The 21,998-nt window shown below is 45.0% G+C and carries 20 protein-coding genes, 2 tRNA genes and 3 pseudogenes; all 25 read right to left on the reverse strand.

Translation table 11 applies throughout. The features are described 5' to 3' along the window. Window positions 1-59: 59 nt before the first annotated feature. Complete coding sequence (locus H6759_04340; GenBank protein ID USN52230.1) at window positions 60-344, reverse strand: hypothetical protein; 285 nt, start codon at window positions 342-344, stop codon at window positions 60-62. 95 nt (window positions 345-439) lie between these two features. After that, window positions 440-1,537, reverse strand: coding sequence for a hypothetical protein (locus H6759_04345; GenBank protein USN52231.1), 1,098 nt, complete (start codon window positions 1,535-1,537; stop codon window positions 440-442). 75 nt (window positions 1,538-1,612) lie between these two features. Then, window positions 1,613-2,005, reverse strand: coding sequence for a hypothetical protein (locus tag H6759_04350; GenBank protein USN52232.1), 393 nt, complete (start codon window positions 2,003-2,005; stop codon window positions 1,613-1,615). 88 nt (window positions 2,006-2,093) lie between these two features. Next, the gene (locus tag H6759_04355) at window positions 2,094-2,345 is read right to left on the reverse strand and encodes a hypothetical protein (protein USN52233.1); all 252 of its coding nucleotides are present in this window, start codon (window positions 2,343-2,345) and stop codon (window positions 2,094-2,096) included. Window positions 2,346-2,380: 35 nt separating this feature from the next. Next, window positions 2,381-2,782, reverse strand: a complete 402-nt coding sequence (gene msrB, locus H6759_04360) for a peptide-methionine (R)-S-oxide reductase MsrB (GenBank protein USN53044.1) — start codon at window positions 2,780-2,782, stop codon at window positions 2,381-2,383. Window positions 2,783-3,027: 245 nt separating this feature from the next. Then, a complete protein-coding gene (locus tag H6759_04365) occupies window positions 3,028-3,408 on the reverse strand; it encodes a hypothetical protein (protein USN52234.1) in 381 nt (126 codons plus the stop codon). An 86-nt stretch (window positions 3,409-3,494) separates the two neighbouring features. After that, a complete protein-coding gene (locus H6759_04370) occupies window positions 3,495-3,908 on the reverse strand; it encodes a hypothetical protein (GenBank protein ID USN52235.1) in 414 nt (137 codons plus the stop codon). Between the two features lie 68 nt (window positions 3,909-3,976). Then, a pseudogene (locus tag H6759_04375) lies at window positions 3,977-5,012 on the reverse strand (virulence RhuM family protein). Window positions 5,013-5,201: 189 nt separating this feature from the next. Continuing rightward, window positions 5,202-6,041, reverse strand: a complete 840-nt coding sequence (locus H6759_04380; GenBank protein USN52236.1) for a GIY-YIG nuclease family protein — start codon at window positions 6,039-6,041, stop codon at window positions 5,202-5,204. Window positions 6,042-6,175: 134 nt separating this feature from the next. Continuing rightward, window positions 6,176-6,586, reverse strand: a complete 411-nt coding sequence (locus tag H6759_04385; GenBank protein USN52237.1) for a restriction endonuclease subunit S — start codon at window positions 6,584-6,586, stop codon at window positions 6,176-6,178. Next, window positions 6,556-6,891 (reverse strand): restriction endonuclease subunit S, encoded by a 336-nt coding sequence (locus tag H6759_04390; GenBank protein ID USN53045.1) that lies wholly within the window; start codon window positions 6,889-6,891, stop codon window positions 6,556-6,558. Before H6759_04390 ends, H6759_04385 begins: the two co-directional genes overlap by 31 nt. Window positions 6,892-7,187: 296 nt before the next feature. Next, window positions 7,188-8,609: pseudogene (locus H6759_04395) on the reverse strand (N-6 DNA methylase). Window positions 8,610-8,612: 3 nt separating this feature from the next. Next, window positions 8,613-11,173: pseudogene (locus tag H6759_04400) on the reverse strand (DEAD/DEAH box helicase family protein). A 99-nt stretch (window positions 11,174-11,272) separates the two neighbouring features. Then, a tRNA-Tyr gene (locus H6759_04405) sits at window positions 11,273-11,359 on the reverse strand. 38 nt (window positions 11,360-11,397) lie between these two features. Then, window positions 11,398-11,473: transfer RNA gene (locus H6759_04410), tRNA-Thr, on the reverse strand. 91 nt (window positions 11,474-11,564) lie between these two features. Beyond that, on the reverse strand, window positions 11,565-11,894 hold the full coding sequence (locus tag H6759_04415) for a hypothetical protein (protein USN52238.1): 330 nt from the start codon (window positions 11,892-11,894) through the stop codon (window positions 11,565-11,567). A gap of 75 nt (window positions 11,895-11,969) precedes the next feature. Next, window positions 11,970-12,485 (reverse strand): hypothetical protein, encoded by a 516-nt coding sequence (locus tag H6759_04420; protein USN52239.1) that lies wholly within the window; start codon window positions 12,483-12,485, stop codon window positions 11,970-11,972. Window positions 12,486-12,494: 9 nt separating this feature from the next. Next, the gene (locus H6759_04425) at window positions 12,495-13,253 is read right to left on the reverse strand and encodes a triose-phosphate isomerase (GenBank protein USN52240.1); all 759 of its coding nucleotides are present in this window, start codon (window positions 13,251-13,253) and stop codon (window positions 12,495-12,497) included. A 292-nt stretch (window positions 13,254-13,545) separates the two neighbouring features. Further along, entirely contained in the window at window positions 13,546-14,835 is a 1,290-nt protein-coding gene (locus tag H6759_04430; protein ID USN52241.1) for an insulinase family protein, read from the reverse strand. A 335-nt stretch (window positions 14,836-15,170) separates the two neighbouring features. Continuing rightward, window positions 15,171-16,571: a glycine--tRNA ligase gene (locus H6759_04435; GenBank protein ID USN52242.1), complete on the reverse strand. Its 1,401-nt coding sequence runs from the start codon at window positions 16,569-16,571 to the stop codon at window positions 15,171-15,173. A gap of 10 nt (window positions 16,572-16,581) precedes the next feature. Further along, on the reverse strand, window positions 16,582-17,136 hold the full coding sequence (gene frr / locus H6759_04440) for a ribosome recycling factor (GenBank protein ID USN52243.1): 555 nt from the start codon (window positions 17,134-17,136) through the stop codon (window positions 16,582-16,584). A gap of 60 nt (window positions 17,137-17,196) precedes the next feature. Further along, on the reverse strand, window positions 17,197-18,264 hold the full coding sequence (locus H6759_04445) for a hypothetical protein (GenBank protein USN52244.1): 1,068 nt from the start codon (window positions 18,262-18,264) through the stop codon (window positions 17,197-17,199). Continuing rightward, window positions 18,261-19,196, reverse strand: coding sequence for an AAA family ATPase (locus H6759_04450; GenBank protein USN52245.1), 936 nt, complete (start codon window positions 19,194-19,196; stop codon window positions 18,261-18,263). Before H6759_04450 ends, H6759_04445 begins: the two co-directional genes overlap by 4 nt. 110 nt (window positions 19,197-19,306) lie before the next feature. After that, window positions 19,307-20,935, reverse strand: coding sequence for a hypothetical protein (locus tag H6759_04455; protein ID USN52246.1), 1,629 nt, complete (start codon window positions 20,933-20,935; stop codon window positions 19,307-19,309). Between the two features lie 458 nt (window positions 20,936-21,393). After that, window positions 21,394-21,771, reverse strand: a complete 378-nt coding sequence (locus tag H6759_04460; protein USN52247.1) for a hypothetical protein — start codon at window positions 21,769-21,771, stop codon at window positions 21,394-21,396. Between the last annotated feature and the right edge of the window lie 227 nt (window positions 21,772-21,998).

Below are 21,998 nucleotides of genomic sequence, written 5' to 3' on the forward strand. Positions count from 1 at the left end.
GCAAAAAGAAAGCCACCGCGCTGTTAAGCTGGTGGCTGCATAGTTTTCTGAGAGCACTGTCACGTGCCTGTCATAGGTACCTTGGGACATTGATCGCCATACAAGTGCTCGATGGCGAAGGAGACAATCTCGAGCTGATGTTGATCGAGCTCGGCAAGGATATCTGCGTCTCGCAAGATGAAAGACGGTACATTGTGTTGCTTGATCAAACTCTTAATCAAGCCCTGAATCGGTGTCAAAACCTCGTATCTACCCATGCGCATCTTTACCTGCATGTAGATAAGGACTTGAACGAAGCGCTCTTTGACGCGCTCTCGCTCGATAGCAAGTTCCGTGTCATTCATTAGGCACCTCCGATCACTCTTTTGTTACCACGTATATAATAAATTGTCAATATTATAAGCAAAAACACCTATTTTTAGGTGTTTTATTGAATATGCTACTCATCTAAAAAATGAATCTCGTCCCCTGGCGCGCCCGTATCTGCCAAGTTGTGTTGTATAGGTGTTTTTTGCTCTCCTAGGATTTGCTCTTGTAACTCACCGATCCTGGCAAACTTCCCATGGTAAAAATCTGTTTTTGGCATACGGGGTCGTCCTGTTTCTAGGATATGCTCTACTCGTCCCATAAATAATGAGAATTCTTTTTTGGTAATGGCTCTCGTGATCTCTGGTTTGCCTTCGACCTCAAAAGCAAAGGCCAATAGCTCATAAAGAAGTTTAGCTGTTTCACCGGACTTCACTGTATCAGACAAGGAAGCTAAGCGTTGGCGAGTTTTATCATCAATCTTACTGTCTACTTTGTCTAAGCTCTTAAACAAGAGATAATCTTTTACTTCTTCGTAAACGGTCTTTATTGTATTCATCGCCTCATTATCTAACCGAAGATCTGGATCAAGCTCTACCAGCTGAATGGCCCCTGACTTTATTGGATCACTAGAAACGATTTCTCCTGTCTTGAGCTGTGTATGCAAAGGCAAGGAGTAACCGAAATCAATTCCATGAAGCTCTTGATAGCCCTTCTTATCGGGCTTGTCGAGCAAGATATTTCCAAGATGTCCGTCTGTATTCTCTACCAAGTCGTGCAGTACCGCTAACCTCACCAAGCTTTGCTTTGCGGGATGCGGTTCTTTATGGATAACAGCTCCAATGAGCTGACCTGTAGCGGCTTCTGGGTCACTTAATACCTGAGTTTTTAGAATTCCTTTTTGACGACTGTAGAGTTCTTCTCCGTCTGTTATAAGCGTTGTAGTCGGGACCGTGTGTAATCCAAACAGTGCGTCAATTGCCGCACACACATACTCACGTTTTAACGTTTTTCCTACTTCTAAATGACGTAAACCAAAGCCGGTTTTATCTACGGGATACTGTTCGGGAGGATACGCGTAATACTTAGCAAAATTAGCCTGATAGGCTTCTTCGAACATTTCACGGCTTTTGAAAAAGATCTTTTCTCGCTTTAATGTCGCCGGACCTTCATTGTCACCAGAGCGCGCATAGGTTGTTTGTCGATATTTTGTGCCATCAGGTTGTGTCACCCAGTTATTACGTAAGGTTAATAAATCACCAGTAGCAGGGTCAATGATTTGCGTTTTTCTCCTCCAAAAGATTTTTCAAAAACAGGCATTGATGCGGTTTTTGTATCTCCCTTTTTGTGTTTGGAGTCGTAAGAAATAATAATCTCGTACCATTGGCACCGCCATTGATATACTCAAACTATTGATCTCACCTTCGTTTACTATCGAAAGATCCTGCAAACGCTCTGCATAATCCACTGATACAGATTGTCCTTCCATCCAGCGCCGTTCAAGAAGATCGCTGATCTTCTGATCAAAATCGTGCGTAGCCTTTATAAGCTCTGCGTTCCTTATTCGGCGATACTCTGCCTGTTCTGGCGTTTCTTCTAAGGTTACTTCGCCAAAATCAACATCCTCATATTCAGCTTCTTGAATACCAGAGATACGATCCTCTTTCGCTGGGTCCTTTATTGAAGATTCTCGTTTCATAACCAAAGTATACCTATATACCACACAAAAACAAAAAGCTCGTCAGTGACGAGCTTTGGTAGATTGAACATATACTACCAACTGAAACTTATTCGACTTCTTTGATACGAAAATAGGCGTTTGCGCGTTGCAATAACGTATTCAGAAATGCATCACCGTCTTTTGGGAATACGAGCTGATTTGTATCACTTGAAAGACCGTGTCGTGTCCATGACTCTTGAAAGCGTTTTGGCATCTGCGAAAGATCTACTGATCCATCCTCCGCCAAAGTAATAGTGTGCGCACTTGCTTCACGCAAATTGTCGTCGAGTTCGGAGTAAATGAGCGTTCGGTTTGCCATAGTTACGATCTTACAGATTTTATTATAAATGTCAACTATTCTCCCTTAAACGCTAAAGAAGCCGAATTAATACAAAAGCGCTTACCGCCTTTATCACTTGGACCGTCATCAAAAACGTGACCTAGGTGACTGCCGCAGCGATTGCAGGTTACCTCAATACGAGACATCCCGAGTGACTTGTCCTCGGTAAAATGCACGGCTTCTGGATCAAGCGCCTCAAAAAACGCCGGCCATCCGCAACCAGAATCGTACTTACCTTTTGAAGAAAACAGCGGCTGTCCGCAAGCGCCACATTCATACATTCCTTGATTAAACTCATGATCAAGCGCGCCGGTATAGGCACGTTCGGTCCCCTTTTCACGCAAAACATGATACTGCTCAGGGGTGAGGATTGCCTTCCACTCTTCTTCGGTTTTTGGGAGCTTGTCGTCGGGGATATAAGCCATATACAGCCATTATGTCATAAATCTACAAAACGTGCGTTATAGCTTGTATCACTATGACTCTTACTCTCCTCGCGGTTATCGCTCTGATCGCGAAAAAACGAAGATCTTTATGAACATGCGCGTTCTCAGCCAAGTGCCAGTTTTTGCCTTTGTCACATTACTCTTTATGACAGTGTTAGATATTCTAAAACTCGCATTTATTTTATGACAAAGCCCTCTCCGTGGAGAGGGCTGTTTTAGTAGTTGGTGTAATCGCGAGGATCACAGGAATGTTCTTCTGCGATAATGCGTTCCACCGCTTCGGGTGAAAGCTCACATAGATCTGATACATTTACAAAAGGTGCGTCCAATAGTCGCAGCGGCACAATATATCGACGGCATCGAGGACAACGCGCGAGAGCTTTTTTCAAATCCCCTATCAAACATCTGGCGCACACTTGCTTCTCTGGATGATCAGCCTTGATCTTCAAGAGCTGGTGTTCGATTTCGTAGAAAAATGATCGCGGCCCATGATGGCGGCAATGAAACACATTCATTTGCGTAAAACGCGGGACGATAATCGCAAACCGCAAATCAAGGATTATCCTTCGGTACTGTATTCGCTTGATAAGGTTCATGATACCTCCTCCACATCTAGTAAAGCACCGCGTATTTTAGAGGTCAAAATATAATTAAAGTACCCCGCTCATATTTGAGCGGGGTTTTAACTACAGAAGTCTTGAAACTTTTGGCCCGTCCAACAACCGTACGTTGCCTGACCTCCTCCTACGCAGTCATCACAGACTAAAACATAGTTTTGATCGCTATCGATATAATGTGCATCACGGACAAAACGATCTGAGAGCTTTGCACGCGTTGCTGCGACGACAAATTCTGTCACAATCAAACGTTCACACCTTGGACAGCGAATGGCGCTATCGAGGCGACTCTTGAGCGCACATTCAAAGCACGCGGAAACATCTCTTGCAGTAAACCGTACCTGTCGACGATCAAACTCGAGAATAAAGTTTGCTGGACCAAAATGGCCACAGCGATGCCGGAAAGGTAGATAGATATACGGAACGAGAACAAAAACGTCTCGTTCTTTTTTAACGCGACGATATGTCCCTGTTCGCATCCAACCTCCTCATAGCAAAAGAACTCCTATAAACAACCACGATTTTATTATTTGGTCAAGATTGAGGTCTAGAAAGCTTTGTCGACTGACTTGCCAATCCGCTTCCTTATCTCTCGGTCAAAGTCTGATTCATAGAGCTTATCCTGTTTTACGCGGAATTTTTCAAATTCACCTTCGGCAAAGGTTTTTGCTATCTCGGCTGTGATTTTGCCTGGATGATCTAAAATCTCTCGTTCATTGAACTGTAAAAAGCATCGAGCTTCGCTCCCCAATCCATCATACTCATTGGCACGCCACGCTCAGCCTGAGCTTCGGCATAATCTAAATACATCGTCACAATACGATTTAATGAAGTAAGTTTTTTTTCGGTGAGGTAATTTTTTGCCACGGTAACGTCTGATTTGATGATCTTGCCTTTTGGTGCACGTGACCACGTTGTTAAAGCCATGTGTGGCTTGTCAGCATCAGCACGATTCATAATGAGCTCAGCCGCTGTGTAGCCATGTATAGCAAAATGTAATTTATTTTGGACAGTCTGAAAAAATCGCTGCGTAAACGAAGCCTTTGGATCATAGTCAAACGCCGTAGCATAAATATCGGTAATTTTTGATAAAATCTGCGCTCACTTGCACGAATCTCGCGGATTTCTTCGAGTAATGCTTCAAAGTAATCAATACCAAGATAGCTGCCATTTTCTAAACGTTTTTTATCAAGAACAAACCCTTTATTGAAAACTCCTTTAAAACATCTATCGCCCATTTTCTAAACGCCGCAGCCCGTTCTGAATTTACACGAAAACCAACGGCAATAATCGCATCAAGATTATAGTGTTTTACGCGGTATTCTTTTGCCGTCCACGGCAGTTATTAAGAAATCCTTAATAACTGCGTATTCAGTTATTTCGCCATCAGTAAGCAAACTCGATATATGCGTGTTGATATTTGGTACTGTGGTGCCAAAAAGCTCAGCCATAAGCTTTTGCGTCAGCCAGAGCATTTCATCTTCAAAACGTACCTCTATAGACTCTTGCCGTGTATCCGAGGTGAACATCAAAAACTCTGCCGTACTATTACGGATAAAGAGAGGTTTTGGCGAAGAACTCATATGAGTTCTATTCTAGCATATAGAACAAAAGAGAACAAGGACATACTAGTGCCCATAATGAACTAAAACCCCACCGGGTGGTGGGGTTTGTTATAGCCTCTTGCTATATTTTCTTAATGACTTAACTCGCTTTATCATACTGATCATTTATAGTAAAAACCTGTTTTGTTGGCATAATATATTTTTGTACTAGCTTGTACTAACCGATCTCCCCGCAGGGTTGACATAATCCATTGCCTCCAAATCTGCCAACGACTTACCATTCGATGACTTCCAAGCCAGCCTCCCGTTTGAACTATGACCAAGCACAACGGTTGCCGCGGTTGAAGGAGAACCAAAATCAAAGTCCTGTGAAAAAACATACTTACCTTCATCTGTTGGAACCAAAACTGACCGCTGTATCAATCCTTCACGGAGCACATGCATAGAGTTTGAGAGTGATGGGACTTCGTTTATAACAGCCTCTGAACCTTTTAGAACCAAGAACCCTTGGTTCGTGACATGACCAAAAGCCTTTACGCCTTTTGCACTAATTGAAAGCTCTACACCCGAGTAGCTGGTTGGCGGCTCTTCAAATGCATCAACACCCAAAATTGGAGCAATTTTCAAAATACTTGTGAAAAACCTCTCTACCACGGCTTGCTCTGATTCTGAAATGCTAGGAAGTCCTGGCGAATTACTATTTTCAAGATCAGCAATCTTATACTCTTTCGCTATCTGGATAAGTCTCGATTCCAGATATTGTATATGCGTCTTATTCAGGCTTTGATCCGTTGTTGTGAAACAGATTACTTTTGACCAGAAGTCTTTGTTTCGCTCATGATTCAACAAACGATCGATAATTGGATCACCCTCCCCGATGTAAATCTTTTGTAAACCTTCTTCTTTTGGGTTCACTAATATATAAACACCAGGCTTCTCGAGCTCCTTCCGTTCTTTTTCTTTACAGTCAATAACGCACGAGGACACACGAGCGCCGTAATCGTTAATCCACCTATCGTCACAACCCAAAGCCCATCTGATTTCCATCAGGAAGAAAGATATTTATTGAATATGCTGTTTCTTTATGCATATACCATCGTTATTACTAAATTAATTGTATCGTACCATCTAGCCGCCTATGACTCTCTTCAGAGCTATCTATTCACTCCAAAGCTTCGCAATCACCTCTTTGGTTTTTTGTTCGTAGATTTCAATAAGTTTTTGGCGGATTCAACAAGGGTACCCTCGGCTTCGATTTTTTCCACTATTTGTTTCTGTATATTTAGAGGTGGAATAGGAATTTCAAACTGCTTTATCTGATCCGTTGTTAGGTTTTTAAACACTGCCCTGACAGATTGTAAATTATTTGCTTCCTGCTGATGAAGAAAGACGAAATACAGAAATTCGGGTAATAGCTTTGAAGACAGAGCTCTGAAACCAACAAATCCATCGTGAATACAAGCATCTATGGAAAGTATAGAAGGTAAACCAGGATTTCCACTCACTGCCATTACAACATCTCCCTTTTTCATTAGCCTACTTAATTTCGCGCCCTCTTCTGTTAAAAAATCAGTCTTGGGAGTTGTGTACATCCCATCACGAGTAACATCTGAAACCATAAGTCGTGGGATGGTGCCACCGTAGTAACGTGAATCCCTTGTGGCCTTGGTGAACTACCGCGTACCAAGGTGGTTATACTTTCAATCTTCACCTTCTCCCACTCCGGATCAATCTCAATCCTCGGTTTCCAGTTTTTAGCGATTTGTTTAGCGCCACTAATAATACCCGCATAGCCGTCTAGCTCTGCCACGATTTGTTCTTGGATTTCGAGAGGTGGGAGAGGGATTTCGTACCGTCTTAGTTTCGTAAAATGTCGTTGGTAGCCTTCTGATTCAATTGGTTTTTATTTAAAAGATAGTAAAGAAACTTTGGTACTAATTGGTCATTGGTAAGTAGAATTTTTATACCATCAGCACCCTGCGCGAACGATTTGTCAACATATTTGACCACACAGGTATGATCCCCAAATATCACTAGTGGTTTCACTTTTTACTAAAGCACTTTCATCATTTGTCCATCCTGCAATCTCAACTTGTGACTGGTCAATTACAGGAAAGTCGCCCTTGTTCTTATAGTTCTCTTTCAAGATCTTAGTAGGAGGAGTTATCGTTGTAACAACAGTATCAAATTTGACTATTGGCCATTTTGCGTTAGTGTAATCCGTTGCCACGCGATAACGATCACCAGAAAGACTGTAGTCTCCCGTCTTTGAAATTTCCTCTTTGCTGATTTTCCAGGCGAATGAGTTTTTATCCGGCAAGCTCCATTTCGCACCAAATAAAACATGCTCTCGCCAATATTTGATTGCTTTTTTGCATCAAGCTGATCCCCTAGCATATCCAAATCATTAGGCAGGTCAGGTCTAGGGCGGCGCTGGGCATTTAAGTCAAAGCCATCGTTAAGAACTCTAACAAATAGAATATCTTCAGTTTTGTCAGCTACCTCATTATCAAAAAAACAAAATACTCGTCTTAACACCACTATAAGGGTAAAAGACACCGCTTGGTAAGCTAACGACAGCAAAAAAGGCCGTCTTCTACAAGATTTTTACGTAGCTGCTTGTATGCATTTCCAGATTGGAAAATAATACCCTCAGGAACAATAACACCCGCTCTGCCCTTTGGCTTAAGATGACTCATTATATAATCCACAAAAGCACTTCAGCGCGATTAGATTCAACGCCAAATTTCTTATGTGGTCGCACGCCGCCTTTCGGCGACATAAACGGAGGGTTAGCCAAGATCACATCAAACTTATCATTCCATCGTTCTTCGCTCGCAAGCGAATTATAGTTAAAAATCTTCGGCTGTTTAAAACCATGTAAGTAGGCATTTACTTGAGAAATACGCACCATGGTCGGATCAATATCATAGCCCTCGAAATTCTCACGAAGATTCTTGCGCTCTGTCGGTGTTAGTGGTTTTTCAGCATTCTTAGAGCCGTCTTCATTCTTACCATCGTGCTGATCTAGAATGTGTTTGTATGCGCTAATCAAAAAAGCCAGCCGTGCCACAAGCAGGATCTAAGATTTTATCATCTTTCGTTGGGTTAACGACTTTTACAATGAAATCGATAATATGACGCGGGGTTCTGAACTGTCCTGCATCGCCCTGTGAACCCATGATTGAGAGAAGGTATTCATACGCGTTACCCAGCTCCTCCGAGTGCGAGTAGTCAAAGTATTCAATCTCTTTCAAGAAAGATAAAGAACTTCTGGCTCGCGATACGGCAAGAAGGCTGACTTGAAGATGTCGCGAAAAAAGCTCAGGAGTTTTTTCGATTCAGAAAACGCCTGAAGAGCTTCTGTGTATAGATTCATCTTGCCCTGATTTTCAAGGCGAGAATCCATGAGCTTCGTCCATGAATATTTTTCAAGTGGCCCAACAAAAAATCTGGCTTTCCACCCGCATTAATTGATGACTGATCGATATCATCCATGAATTTATAGATCAAAGCCGTCGTGATCTGCTCGATTTGTGACGATGGATTTGGCACAACGCCAACAAGCACCTGACGTGCTGCATCAATATGTCGTTTGGTCTCAGCGTTCAACATAGATTATTCAGCAAAAGCGGTTAGAGGCACATAATCTTTCACGTATCTCGGAACAGTTTCTTTGTAGCCATTGCAAGCAAGTAACTCTTCCATTGAAAAACAGGTGACTCATCAAGTCTACCGTATGTTTTTCATCAATTGCCTTGCGCACGTCTTCGTCGACAATATAAGACTTGAAAAGCATCTTTACTGGATCGTAGTGCACCTGGTCTACGCTGTACTCTTCTTGAAACTTACCCCATTCAGACTCAAGAAGCTCTTCTTTTGTCTCAAAACCTTCTTTCTGACCAAAAGCAACCTGTAAAAACTCTTTGATTGTCACGCGACGATCGAGGCTAAAAAGCCTTACGGATCTTATCCAGGTTCAAAAATGTGAGGGTCGGTTAAGAATATGACGTTTTGTGTACTCTTCAGCAGCCTCAACATCGCCATTGTCCCACATTGTCTTAAGTACCTCATTACCCACAACGTCTTCTGCGACAGCCCTTCTAAAGCCTTCACGATCAATACGCATCCCTTCAGGGCTGACCTCAGTTTCTTGAAGAGACTCCATTCTATCGTCAGATTTTAGATCGAATTTACCTTTAAATACCTTGTTGCCTTGCTCATCAATGTATTCTGACTCTTTTACTTCGCCCATTTCGGAAACGGTAAGCTCGGCCTCGGCTACTTTTTTTAATAACCGGTAACTTTAATTTCTCGTCGTATACAAATTCTTTTTCGAAATACTCACATGTTGCAAAAAAAGTCAAAGAGTTTGAATGTCTTTTTATCTTTTTATATACCTCTTTGTTTTCATAATCCATGTATTCAAAGCGATGTTTGCGTGTACCACGCCCTTTAATCTGAACAAAATCTGCGGGGCTGAATACTGGGCGCATCAAGCCAATATTCAAAAGATCCTGACAATCATAGCCAGTTGTCATCATGCCAACGGTTACACAAACACGCGTCTTTCCAGATTCATAGCCGCTAGGCGCCTTTACCTTGCCGTTTAAGTTGTTATTAGAAAACTGAATAGTCATTTGCTGCGCAGTTTGAACTAAAGAGGTGACCTGCATAGCAAAATCTGACTGCGAATAGTACTCAGGCCAACGATCCATAGCGAGTTTATTCAAGATATTGGTAACACGTGCCGCATGTGCTTGTGAGACACAAAAGACAATACCTTTGCCAAATAACGTTATACCCCGTTCGTGTGCAACAGGATCCAAGAGACCATTATCAAGAAATGCTTTCGCCATAGCGATATTCGTTTCTTCATTAAAGAACTTTCGCTCGTAATGGCGAGCATTATATTTCTTATCAATCTCTTCACCTTCATCAGTCGTCGTGTGCACGGCGTAGCCATCCTTAGAAAGAAGCTTCGTTGTCACTTCGGTGCGCGCATCAACAACGATAGGGTTAATTAAGAAACCGTCTTTTACCCTGATAAAAGATCGTATCTAAAGGTTGGCTCACCAGCATCACAGCCAAACGTTTTATAGGTATCTAAAAGCTGACGACGTTCAAATTCGCGTTGCGTATCATCGTCTTCTGTATCAAAGCCCTTAAGATAGTCCTTTGGTGTTGCCGTGAGACCAAGCTTATAACCAACAAAGTACTCAAAAACAGCACGGCTATTACCACCGATTGAACGATGTGCCTCATCTGAGATCACCAACTCAAAATCCGTAGGAGAGAAATCTTTTATATCTATCCCCTGCCATAAATGTCTGAATGGTGGATACAACGATTTGAGCATTTTGCCAGCTATCCCTACTATCTTTATAGATAACAGCTTTGTAGTCCAACTTTAGATAATTTCTGAAAGCTTTGTACGATTGATCCTCTAACTCAATTCGATCAACCAAGAACAACACTCTTCGAGCATTGCCGGATTTTAGGAAGAGCTTAATGATTGCCGCCGAGGTAAGTGTCTTACCTGTTCCGGTAGCCATCTCGAACAAGAATCGACTCTTACCTTCTTTTGCAGCAGCCTGTAGGGCTTTCATAGCCTGTACCTGGTAGGGGCGCATCTGAGCCAAGCCATGTTTACGTAAAAAATCAGCTCTCGTCTTTTCACCTAGAAAAGCAGGATCCTTTGCGTAGCTAGCCATCTGAGAAGTAAGAATATAATTTTCATCGACAGCCGTATTAGCTAGCTCATTCGGATTTGGAATATATGACCGATACTGCGTTAACGATTCTTGAGTAGGAAACCGAGAGATCGTTTCTGGATTACCATGAAGAGTATCCCAGAAATAATGAATATTACCGTTTGAGAGAATAATGAAACGAGCACTTACATTGCGCGCATAATTTCTCGCCTGCTCTTTTGCCGACAATGGATCCACCGATTCTTTCTTTGCTTCAACAACAACAAGAGCTCGGCCATCTTTATCCAAAAGCAAAAAATCAATAAATCCTTTTTGGGCGTTTTCAAAATCATCACCGAGATCCGAGAGTTTTACACCTGGCTCCAACTGAATATTCACTGGACCGGTTTTATCGGCTTCAAAACGCCAACCAGCGCTCTCCAGAAGCTTATTTATTTTAATACGTGCCTGTGCTTCTTTATTCATAAATTATCCTAAGGATATCATTGGATCTCAACACTAACAATATTTTGCTATTTATTATTCTCATCACAAAAACTCCGCCTTTCGGCGGAGTTTTCTTGGTGGTGGGCAGAGAAGGATTCGAACCTTCGAAGGCACAAGGCCAGCAGATTTACAGTCTGCCCCGGTTGACCACTTCGGTATCTACCCATGTAATCCCGTGATCCGCCCCTAGGCGGTTTACGGGATGGAGCCGTTGACCAGGATTGAACTGGTGACCTCATCCTTACCATGGATGTGCTCTACCAACTGAGCTACAACGGCATATTAGCTCTTTCGACCCCGTCACCCTGAGCGACCCCGAGCGAGCGAAGCGAACTGAGGGGAGTCGAAGGGTGGCGGTATTTAACCAGAACTACATGTCTTTGGCAACTCCCATGCTCTCCTCGATTTGCTCGAGTTTTTCTTTCCAGTGAGACGCACGATCTGCGTCATCGGCGGCAATACGTAATCGTTGATAGAGCTCGCGTGCTTCTTTTGGCATTCTATTCGCGATAGCAACATCAAAGGCTAATTCAAGAAACTTTACGCTTTGCTTTTCTAAATCAATGGCGCGCTCTGCAGGACCCCAGGCATATTCTGGACGCTTACGCGCGAGATAAAATTGAGCTAACTCTGCATGACGAAAGGCTTGGTTTGGAGATGCCTCGGCCGCTTTTACGCGATAGACCTCGGCCTTTTCCATATCACCTTCGGCTTCGGCGATTTCTGCAAGACAGGCAAAGGTGGTGTCGTCGGTCTTTTTGTTTTAAGCAAGAATTCAAGCGTTTCTTTTGCTTGCGGATAGAGCTTTTTTTTTGAGATAGATTTGGCCAATGCCTTTATAGGCATCAATGCTTCTTGGATCGATTTGCAAGACGTCTAAATAGCGACGTTCTGCTTCTGCCCATTTGGTATCACGGGCAAGTGATTTTGCTTCGCTGATAAGCGTTGGTGACGCGATCTTTTTGGGAAGGTGCCATTGAAGCAAGTGGATTTTTTTTACCTTCTTGTAGGAGGCGTCTAAAGCGCGTAAGCGACGATAGAATGAACGATAGGAGTCACGTAATGACTTCCAAAGTCCACGAAAGGCGCGTGATAGTGAGGCTGCTTGTTCTGAGCTCACACGTTCGAAGCGACGATTCATGAGTTCTTGGCGTTCTTTCTTTTGACGCTCTTCTTTGATCGTCATTGGATCGAGCAATCGTAAATCACCCCAATGCATAAGCAGGAGCCAGCCGATCGTAAGAAGTGAGAGAATCAGAACCGCCAGAGCGATCCAAGCAAGTAAGGACATGGGGGTAGTTTACGCTGGATTTGCCGCGCGGCAAAGCAAGCCAAAGGCACGAGGGTCTAGTGATGCGCCACCAACGAGTACGCCATCAATGTCTGTCGTTGAAACATATTCAGCAACGGAGCGTTGATCAACGGATCCACCGTAGATAATCGAGATCTCTTTTGCAATCTCTTTGCCTAGTTTCTTGCCTAAAACATCACGAATAGCCGCATGAACAACTTTTGCATCTTCTGCGGTGCAGCCTTTGCCTGAGCCGATTGCCCAGACAGGTTCATACGCAAAAACAGGAGCTGCTTCGCCATCGCCTTCGAGGCCTGCGCAAGCTGCTGTTACTTGAGCGCGAACAACTTTTAATGTTTCACCTTTTTTCTTTTGCGCTTCGGTTTCGCCGACACAAATAACAGGACGAATACCTGCCTTTTGGAGAGCGATCGCTTTTTTGTTAACCATTTCATCAGTCTCACCAAGATTCATGCGACGCTCACTGTGACCAACAAGTGAGAAAGAGAGTCCAAACTCCTTTAACATTGCTGGTGAGATTTCGCCGGTATAAGCACCTTCGTTGGCCCAAAAAACATCCTGTGCACCAAGCAAAGGGACTCCAGCACGGCCGAGCGAGGCTCGGGCAGCCGCCAATGAAACATGCGGTACCGCTACACCGATGTCGAGATCTTTTGGCAAACGTTCGCGACGAAAGGCACGGATCCAGGCACCAGCTTTTACTGGGCCATAATGCATTTTCCAATTGGCTATTACCAATTTACGCATAGTCATGTCCCTTTCCTACCTTAAATTTTAGATTTGAGCAAGTCTCAATAACCTCTCATTCACCTATATTATTCATCCCCGCAATACCTCGCCTCTCTATCCTCTCCATCCTCTCCGCGAAGCGAAGAGGTACACATCCCTAACCGTCATCTCGACCGACTGAGCATAGCGAAGAAGTGGAGAGATCTCGTAGTAACGGGCAGATGCCTCCACTCCTCCTTGCGTCGTCGGTCGGCATGACGGGGGTGTCACCCTTCGTTCACACGGAGGGTAGGGAGGATAACGAAGCTAGTTATTGTATTTTTTTAAATACGGCTTCTACGGCTGCTTTATCTTCGAATGGCCCGATGATCGCAAAGGCCATGCGATCACGTTGAAACGCAAGCTTTGCCACTCGTCTAATATCTGCCGCTGTGACTTTTTGAATGCGCTTAATACGTTCTTCGGGTGTTTCAAGTTTGTTTTGAAAAATCCATTGTCTTCCGTAATAGTCGGCTTGTGTTGAAGAATCTTCGAAGGCAAGTAAAAACTTTCCACGAACATGATCTTTAGCGCGCTTTAACTCTTCTGCGGTAACGAGCTTATTCGTCATCTTTTTTAATTCTTGCCAAATAACTTTTACGGCTTCTTCGATGCGTGTTTTATCTAAGCCGGCCATTACCTGAAACATCCCAACGTCTTCCATGGCTTGGTGAGAAGCATAGACGGAGTAACACAAACCACGACGTTCACGAACTTCGATAAAAAGACGCGATGACATGGTGCCACCTAAAATCGTCGACAATAAGCTCATGGCTGCTAAATCTTTATGGCCAAGAGGTAAACCATAAAAAGACATCCCGAGCTGTACCTGCTCTGTTTCTTTTTTCTGAAACGCTATCGGATGAGCGAGAGACTCTGGTGATACAAACGGCACAAAGTCTTTTGCTTTATTGGTTTTTGGACTTTTTACCTTACCAAAGGTCTTTTGTAGCTGTGTCATCACCTGTGCGTCCACCTTGCCCGTCACTGTCACCACCATGCGCTCCGGCACATAGTACGCGTCACGATAGTCGATAAGCTGCTGGCGGGTCACCTTGCGAATATTCTCGCGTGGTCCGGCGATATTCCATCCAAGCGTTGAATCCTGAAAGAGCGCTTCTTCCATAATGTCATCAATATGCATACGAGGATTATCTTCGTACATATTAATCTCTTCGATAATCACGCTACGTTCGCGATTGATTTCTTTCGCATCATACTTTGAATGGAAAAGCATGTCGTGAAGTAAATCGATCGCGAGTTTTGTCTGCGTAGCATCCATCTTAACGTAATACGCCGTAAGATCTTTTGAAGTAAAGGCGTTATATTCTGCACCATATCGATCAAGCTCTTTTGAGACATCAAGCGTGGTAGGACGACGCTTTGTCCCTTTAAACATCAAGTGCTCAATAAAATGCGAGGCGCCATTAATCTCTGGTGACTCATAACGTGACCCAACCTTTGTAAACACCATTACGGTCGTAGAGGTAGCGCCTTTTTGCGGCACAAGAATAGCCTTCATCCCATTGTTTAGGGTTTTTAACTGCGGTTTTGTGGACATAGCGCATAGAGTACTGAGCCAACAGATAACCATCAAGCCTTAGCCTCTCGATCCTCTCCTTACCTCTCCGCGTAGCGAAGAGGTACACAGCCCTAACCGTCATCTCGACCGACTGAGCATAGCGAAGAAGTGGAGAGATCTCGTAGCGACAGGCAGATGCCTCCACTCCTCCTTACGTCGTCGGTCGGCATGACGGGGCGGGATGCGTCGTCGGTCGGCATGACGGGCGGTGCTTTGTCATCGATTGACAGTGAGGCGTGTAACCCTTCGTTCACACGGAGGGTAGGGAGGATAACGAGGCCGGGGTGATTGAGTTATATTGAGAATAGTGAAATCTAAAACTCCCCGAAGGGAGTTTTAGATTTTGGATTTGATCCAGCCAACCAATTCTTCTTTTTGATGGTGATTTGTTCCATGGTGTCGCGATCTCTGATGGTGATGGTGCCCTGTTCTTTGGTGGCGCCGTCGATTGCGATACACCATGGTGTACCGATTTCGTCTTGACGACGATAGCGCTTACCGATGGATCCTGAATCATCATATTCGGTAACGATACCTGCTTTGCGCAATTCACCGGTGATCTCTTTACCAATTTCTGGTAAACCGTCTTTCTTTACAACAGGTAACACTGCGACTTTTACTGGAGCGAGTGCTGCAGGCAAGCGCAATACCATACGTGGTTCTTTTTCGCCTTCGTTTGCTGTATCTGCTTCATCGATATCGAGATGTTCGCAAAGCACAGCAAGAACAGTGCGGCTTAATCCCCACGTTGGTTCAATGACGTATGGGATATAGCGCTCACCGGACTCTTGATCAAACCAACGAAGATCTTCGTTTGAGTACTTCATGTGTCTACCAAGGTCATGGTCGGTGCGATTTGCTAAACCGTAGAGCTCTTTTTGACCAAATGGGTATTGGTATTCTGTATCAATGGTACGAGCTGAGTAAAAAGCACGGTCAGCTTCGCTAATTTCTTTGTAGACCACATTTTCTGGCTTGAGCTTGAGTACGTCGTGGATCCATGTCTTCATCTCGCTCAACCAATGTTCGAAGTGCTCCGGAGCTTCTTCTGGTTTTACAAAGTACTCAATCTCCATTTGCTCAAATTCACGCGTACGAAAAATAAAGTTGCCAGGTGTGATTTCGTTACGAAAAGCACGACCAACTTGAGCGATACCAAATGGTAATTTTTTGCGCATGGTGTCACGAATATCCTTCCAGGTTGTAAACATCCCCGCGGCTGTCTCTGGACGTAAGTAAGCGGTATTTACCGTGTCTTCCGTCACACCGATAAATGTTTTGAACATCAAATTGAAATTACGCACTTCACCAAGCTCCCCACCACATGAAGGACAGACGGTATCATGAATCGTAATACTGGATGCTTTTTCTTCGCCAACCTCTGCTTGCTTTGCTTCGATCAAATGATCAGCACGATGACGTTTTTTACATTTTTTACAATCAACAAGTGGGTCACTAAATGTTTCAAGATGACCAGATGCCTCCCATACTTTTGGATTTTGGATAATAGGCGTATCAACACCAACAATATCTTCGCGACCATGCACAAACATCTTCCACCATGCATCACGAATATTGTTTTTTAGCTCAGTACCGTATGGACCATAATCAAAAGAGTTGGCAAAACCTCCATAGATATCCGAATCCGGATACACAAAGCCGCGTCGTTTGCATAACGACACAAGGAGCTCCATTTTTTTCTCGTTGGATATCATAGTAGAGAGGTTAGACGGTCATGATTTCTTTTTCTTTGTCTTCGGTCATGATCTCGATTTTAGCATTCCATTCGCCTGTTGCTTTATCAAGACGTTCAAGCTCACGACGTTCTTCGTCTTCACCAATCGCTTTGTCTTTTTTGTCTTGCTGGATTGCTGAGCGAACTTTTTCGCGTACGTTACGAATAGCGATCTTTGCTCCTTCTTCGCGTTGACGTAAAAGCTTTACCATCGATTTACGATTGTCTTCGGTCATTGGTGGCATTACCAAACGAATAATCGTTCCTGCCGTATTTGGCATCATCCCAATATTTGCCTCAACAATAGCCTTCTCAACATCTTTTACGATGGTCTTGTCCCAAGGCTCAATTTGAAGTGTCTTGGCATCCGGTACAGTAACCGAAGCGCAGGATTTTAAATCCATCGACTGACCGTAGGCAACAACATGAATGCCCTCAACCAAACCTGGATGAGCGCGCCCTGTACGAAAACCTTGTAATTCTTGGTGAAAGTGATCAATCACCGCCTGAAATTCTGCTTTATTTGCATCAATATGATTAGCCATAGTTAGGCGAAGATTGCCACGAGCTAAAAGAAAAAGCAACCTCACGGTTGCTTTTTGCGTTTATTTTTTTGTTCCTGGCAATGTTCCCATATACAACGTCGTCTGTGTCGGTGTTACGGTATATTGAAAGAATGATGCCCCGCGACTCGAAGGAAGTTTCTTTGGCGTCCATGTTTGACCACCATCCGCGCTCCAAATGATAGCCTTGTCAGTTGCATAGACGAGGCGGTTTGCGTCTTTTGGATGAACGGCGAAAGCACGCATTTCAACAGAGTTTGGTGGCGTTGGTAGATTGAGAGCCGTCCACGTTGCGCCTGCATCATCAGATCGAACAATACCAAATTTTGAAACAAGGTAGAGGCGATTTTTTGTTAGCGGATCAAGAGCGATAAAGTTTCCACGACGAGCGCCATCAAAAGCGTCGAGCTCTTTGCGGATTTGCGTCCATGTTTGACCACCATCAACAGATTTTACTAATCCCTGACGATCTACCAAACCGTACACAACACGAGAATCGGTAGGGTCCATGATGAGCTGAAGAATCTTTGCTCCTTCTACACGATGAACAACCTTCCAGGCAACTCCACCATTATCTGATCTCACAATATCCCCATCAGAAGTACCAGCGTAGAGAATATTTGGATTATACCAATCGATCATCATCGAAAGAAACTGTTTGTCGGTGCGTGGATCAAAATAGGCTTGTGTCCAATCACGCGCACAGTTATCCGTCTTCATGATCTGATTGTTACGAGCGGCAAAAATCGTACACTTTTCTTTTGGATGTACGCTGATAGCATTTACATGTCCTGCATTTAAACCTCCAGCGCTTTGCCATGACTCGCCCGCATCAAGTGAGTAGATGACGCCATTCTCAACGGTGCCTGCATACATCGCTTTGGCATCTTGCGGATCGCTTGCGAGGGTCACGATCCCCATATTGGCAATACTCGCTTGTTTTACACCAAGGTTTAGCACTTTTAGCTGACTCCAGATTTCGCCTTGATCACGCGTGATAAAAATACCGCCATCAGGACCTGTTGGTTGCGCGGTTGATGTACCGCAGCCAGCACCGGTAAGGACAAGCGCCATCAAAACAGGCGCGATCATTCGAGAAGTAAGGTTCATACAAAAAGAGTTTTAATAAAAGTAGGGATTCGATGTTGTGGGTCACGATACGGTTTTAGCGCTCCCCATTCGAGAGCAAGGTGCGGAGAAATCGCCGTACCCAATAATCTCCATGCCCATACTATAGCATGAGCGACCTCTTTTGAACGCATTCCGTCTTGTTTCATAATTGTCGTAGAAGCAGATTGCAACAAAAGTAATTCATCCTCCCAAGCTTGCTCTGAGTTTTCGGCATACTGACAGCGCTTCGCGAGCCGCTCTAATTCACTCACTACACGACCTGGATTACCATCAACCAAAACCCTGACAAGTCGAAAAGCTTCTTCGCGATTACGTGTCACGGTATCGAGTTGATAAACAAGTCTTAGCGCCATACCCATCGCACCATGTGCATATGTTGCTGCAATACCTGCTTCGTCAGGTTTGATGCCTCTGCCGATAAGTTCTTGCTGAATCGTCACTGTATCAAGGGGCAAAAAACGAATCGGCACGAGACGTGAACGAATCGTTCCAAAAACACGCTCTTCGCGATCGGACGTACAAAGAAAAACTACACCTGCCGGTGGCTCTTCGATAAGCTTTAACAAACTATTTGCAGACTCTTCGTTTAAACGATCAATCGCCTCAATAATAACTACCTGGTGACCACCCTTTGCGGATGTAAGTGATAATCGAGAAATAAGATCACGTGCTTGTTTTACTTTAATTTCTTTGGCGCCTTCTTCGCGCTTTAATACCATAAAATCTGGATGATGTTCGAGCGCATCAACATCATCAATTCTTAATAACTCTGCCGCAACATGCTCTGCAATAAAACGCTTACCTGTACCTCGTGCACCCAAAAATAAATAGCCATTTACCGGCTGTATGGCGATACGCTTTAATACACGTAATAACTCTGGACGAACAACGACATCTTGCCATGGCTTCATATAGAGGAGTGTGCCGTTCGTGCGAGATAGCGTCAAACGAAAAAAGCCCCATCAAAAGACAGGGCTCTCATTCAGTAGTGTGACTCACGAGTTAAGTGAATCTAAAAGAGCTAACGACCGAGGTTCATCCCGCCGATCGTGATGATCAAGCCCGGATCAAAACGGGTTTGGGCACCATCGTTCAAGCGACGATCGGCATGATCAGCGACGCCAATCACACCTGACACCATCACAAATGGCGACCATCCTCGTTCACGCCAGGTATAACCCACGTCGAGACGCAAGCCTCGTTGCCGCAGTTGGTACCAAGTACCATTTTGTTCCGCCAATTCTCCGTTACCGGAGTAGCGATGGCCAAAATGTGCATTCGCTCCGAGGAGCAAATGACCTGCGGCGACGCCGAGCAGACCGACGCGATAATGCACCTGCCCTTGAACGGGGACATGCACACCGTCACGAAGACCAGCGCCTGCATCAACACCTCCAAGAAGGTAAAGATGAGGGACAAGCCGAATCGTGAGCGCGAGTCCGAGGCCAAAAAACTTCGGCGATCTTGATCCAGCGTGCGCTACCAATTGGTAGTACGAGGTAGCGAAGGATGTCTCGACGATCAAGCCGACACGTCCTTCGTTTGTTCGACGACCGCCACGTGAGCGACGAAGCTCCGGCACCTGAATGCCCTGACGATCATCTCCGTTTGTTGACAAAGGTGACTGTCGTGAAGGTTCGTCACCTTCAGCATCAGTGCTGGATCCTGCGGCCGAATCCGAATGAGTAGTTACTTCAGAGGTCGTACAGGACAATCGTTCTGTCGTGCCCCCGATTTCGTACTCAATAAATTCTTGGCCGGGTCGGCATAGCTGAGTACGCTGCGCTCGGTAGATGCCACGCACCATGACACGTACGTGTTCCAAGATGACGTGATCCATTTCGAGCGAATCTGCTCGCACTTGTCCAATCTCTCGACGAAGATCTTCGATCTGCATACGAAGAGCTTGAAGATCTCCGACCTGTTCTCGAAGCGCTTCGATTTGTTGCGCTTGTGTCAGGTCAGCGGTGCGCATCTCGAGCATCGCCTGCCGAATCACTTCGGCAAGAATGACACCTTCGGGCGTCAAACAAACGCCGGGGTTGCGATCCTCATCCGGTGTACCGCCAGACCCACTATTGGGCTCGACGAGGTTTTGGATGAGTGCAACGAAACGAGCGCGAGAAGGATTTGCTGTACGACCTTCGCCGTACCACACACCACCAAGTCGCTCACAAAGCGTCTGCGCAATCTGCGCACGACCATCGCGCGCTGCAGGACCTTCGCCCAAAATCGGTAGCGACGGAATGACATAGGTCAACGCCGTATTATCCACCGCTGGTGAGCTAGGTTCTTGCGTTACGACAACCGTCGTTGTTCGTCTCGTGGTCGTTCTTGTCGGACGACGCCGAGGCTGCTGCGTTTCTGCCTGTGGTGTTGCCACATGTGCAGGCACATTACTGCAGCTATTCGCCCCAATGATGTACATGGTAGCAGCCGTGATACGCGCAGGGTTACCTACACAATCAGGCTGACTCGCAACGCACTGAATGGCTGCCGTTGGATCTGCACATGCTTGCCCCAGTTGATTGAGACATGTCATCGCACAGTTATATGCAGCCACCTGATCTGCTTCGGTTTGAGCATGAGTCGTCCCCGTATGGGCCGCCCACGCCAGCACCACGCTGACCACGATGATTGTTTTTCTCATCGTAATTCTCCTTGTGAAGGTGCGGCCCATCCGCAACCAATTCGCCCGGCACGCTTGTCATCGGAGGAGATAGACAAACAAACCGAGCAAATAGGGTGCGGATGTTCTCCAAACAAGCTCTTCTCATTTACGATAAGGAGTTGTGTGGACGTTGGTCTTTACCATTAAAATATGGTTTTTGTCAACCCCCGTAGCGACATCCCTCGACTGCGCTCGGGATGACGTCAGACCGCCCACGGAATGACAGTAATAGCCTCTCGATCCTCTCCTGGCCTCTCCGCGGAGCGAAGAGGTACACTGCGGAACCCTTACCGTCATCTCGACCGACTGAGCACAGCGAAGAAGTGGAGAGATCATCGCAGCACGGCAGATGCCTCCACCCTCCTTACGTCGTCGGTCGGCATGACGGGGTGGTGCTGCGTCGTCGGTCGGCATGACGAGGCGGTGTCACCCTTCGTTCACACGGAGGGCAAGGGAGGATAACGAAGCCAGGATGACAGCCCGTTAGCGAAAGGCGGAGAAAGCCTTAAAATCCTCTCTACAATCATTCTCCTTTGTTGCCTTTTCTGGGCAATATCAATAATGCGATGCTCTAAACTAGCGCCATTTACACGAATATCTTGAACAATAAGACCTCTGGCAAACTGACATTCGTTGGTAGGTTCACCACGTTTTGGGTAATTGGTCACGACAGCGTATTGCTCATCACCGGCATAAAAACGCACAAGAAACTGCTTATCTTCTGGGATGTCTTTGGTGATACAGGTAAAGCCAAATAATGTTGACGGCTTGTCTATAGGTGTTTGAATATCACACTTGGCAAGCACTCGTGACAAATCCTGACACCATCTCTACAGACGTTACAGCGCTCCAAGAGCGATCAATCGTACCTGTGACCACTAAAGTACCCGTACAGTCTGGTTGTTTATAGGTACAAGGTTTAATCTCGTCTAATACAACCAAATTTGCTGCTGGTACTGGTTCTGTTGATGTTACCGTTATTGGTTCATCTTTATCTAAAAAGCAGGTAACTCACCGCAACCAGATAATGTCGTAACAGCGA

This window comes from Candidatus Nomurabacteria bacterium (genome assembly GCA_023898425.1).
In the GTDB taxonomy this organism is placed as follows: Bacteria; Patescibacteriota; Patescibacteriia; order 2-12-FULL-60-25; family 2-12-FULL-60-25; genus HK-STAS-PATE-2.

What these genes read in the sequence shown, in the direction of transcription:
- H6759_04340 (USN52230.1), bottom strand. Translation starts at nt 344, where the DNA reads ATGAATGACACGGAACTTGCTATCGAGCGAGAGCGCGTCAAAGAGCGC.
- H6759_04350 (USN52232.1), bottom strand. Translation starts at nt 2,005, where the DNA reads ATGAAACGAGAATCTTCAATAAAGGACCCAGCGAAAGAGGATCGTATC.
- H6759_04355 (USN52233.1), bottom strand. Translation starts at nt 2,345, where the DNA reads ATGGCAAACCGAACGCTCATTTACTCCGAACTCGACGACAATTTGCGT.
- H6759_04365 (USN52234.1), bottom strand. Translation starts at nt 3,408, where the DNA reads ATGAACCTTATCAAGCGAATACAGTACCGAAGGATAATCCTTGATTTG.
- H6759_04370 (USN52235.1), bottom strand. Translation starts at nt 3,908, where the DNA reads ATGCGAACAGGGACATATCGTCGCGTTAAAAAAGAACGAGACGTTTTT.
- H6759_04380 (USN52236.1), bottom strand. Translation starts at nt 6,041, where the DNA reads ATGGAAATCAGATGGGCTTTGGGTTGTGACGATAGGTGGATTAACGAT.
- H6759_04385 (USN52237.1), bottom strand. Translation starts at nt 6,586, where the DNA reads ATGTACACAACTCCCAAGACTGATTTTTTAACAGAAGAGGGCGCGAAA.
- H6759_04415 (USN52238.1), bottom strand. Translation starts at nt 11,894, where the DNA reads ATGGAAAAGGCCGAGGTCTATCGCGTAAAAGCGGCCGAGGCATCTCCA.
- H6759_04420 (USN52239.1), bottom strand. Translation starts at nt 12,485, where the DNA reads ATGTCCTTACTTGCTTGGATCGCTCTGGCGGTTCTGATTCTCTCACTT.
- H6759_04425 (USN52240.1), bottom strand. Translation starts at nt 13,253, where the DNA reads ATGCGTAAATTGGTAATAGCCAATTGGAAAATGCATTATGGCCCAGTA.
- H6759_04430 (USN52241.1), bottom strand. Translation starts at nt 14,835, where the DNA reads ATGTCCACAAAACCGCAGTTAAAAACCCTAAACAATGGGATGAAGGCT.
- H6759_04435 (USN52242.1), bottom strand. Translation starts at nt 16,571, where the DNA reads ATGATATCCAACGAGAAAAAAATGGAGCTCCTTGTGTCGTTATGCAAA.
- frr (USN52243.1), bottom strand. Translation starts at nt 17,136, where the DNA reads ATGGCTAATCATATTGATGCAAATAAAGCAGAATTTCAGGCGGTGATT.
- H6759_04445 (USN52244.1), bottom strand. Translation starts at nt 18,264, where the DNA reads ATGAACCTTACTTCTCGAATGATCGCGCCTGTTTTGATGGCGCTTGTC.
- H6759_04450 (USN52245.1), bottom strand. Translation starts at nt 19,196, where the DNA reads ATGAAGCCATGGCAAGATGTCGTTGTTCGTCCAGAGTTATTACGTGTA.
- H6759_04455 (USN52246.1), bottom strand. Translation starts at nt 20,935, where the DNA reads ATGAGAAAAACAATCATCGTGGTCAGCGTGGTGCTGGCGTGGGCGGCC.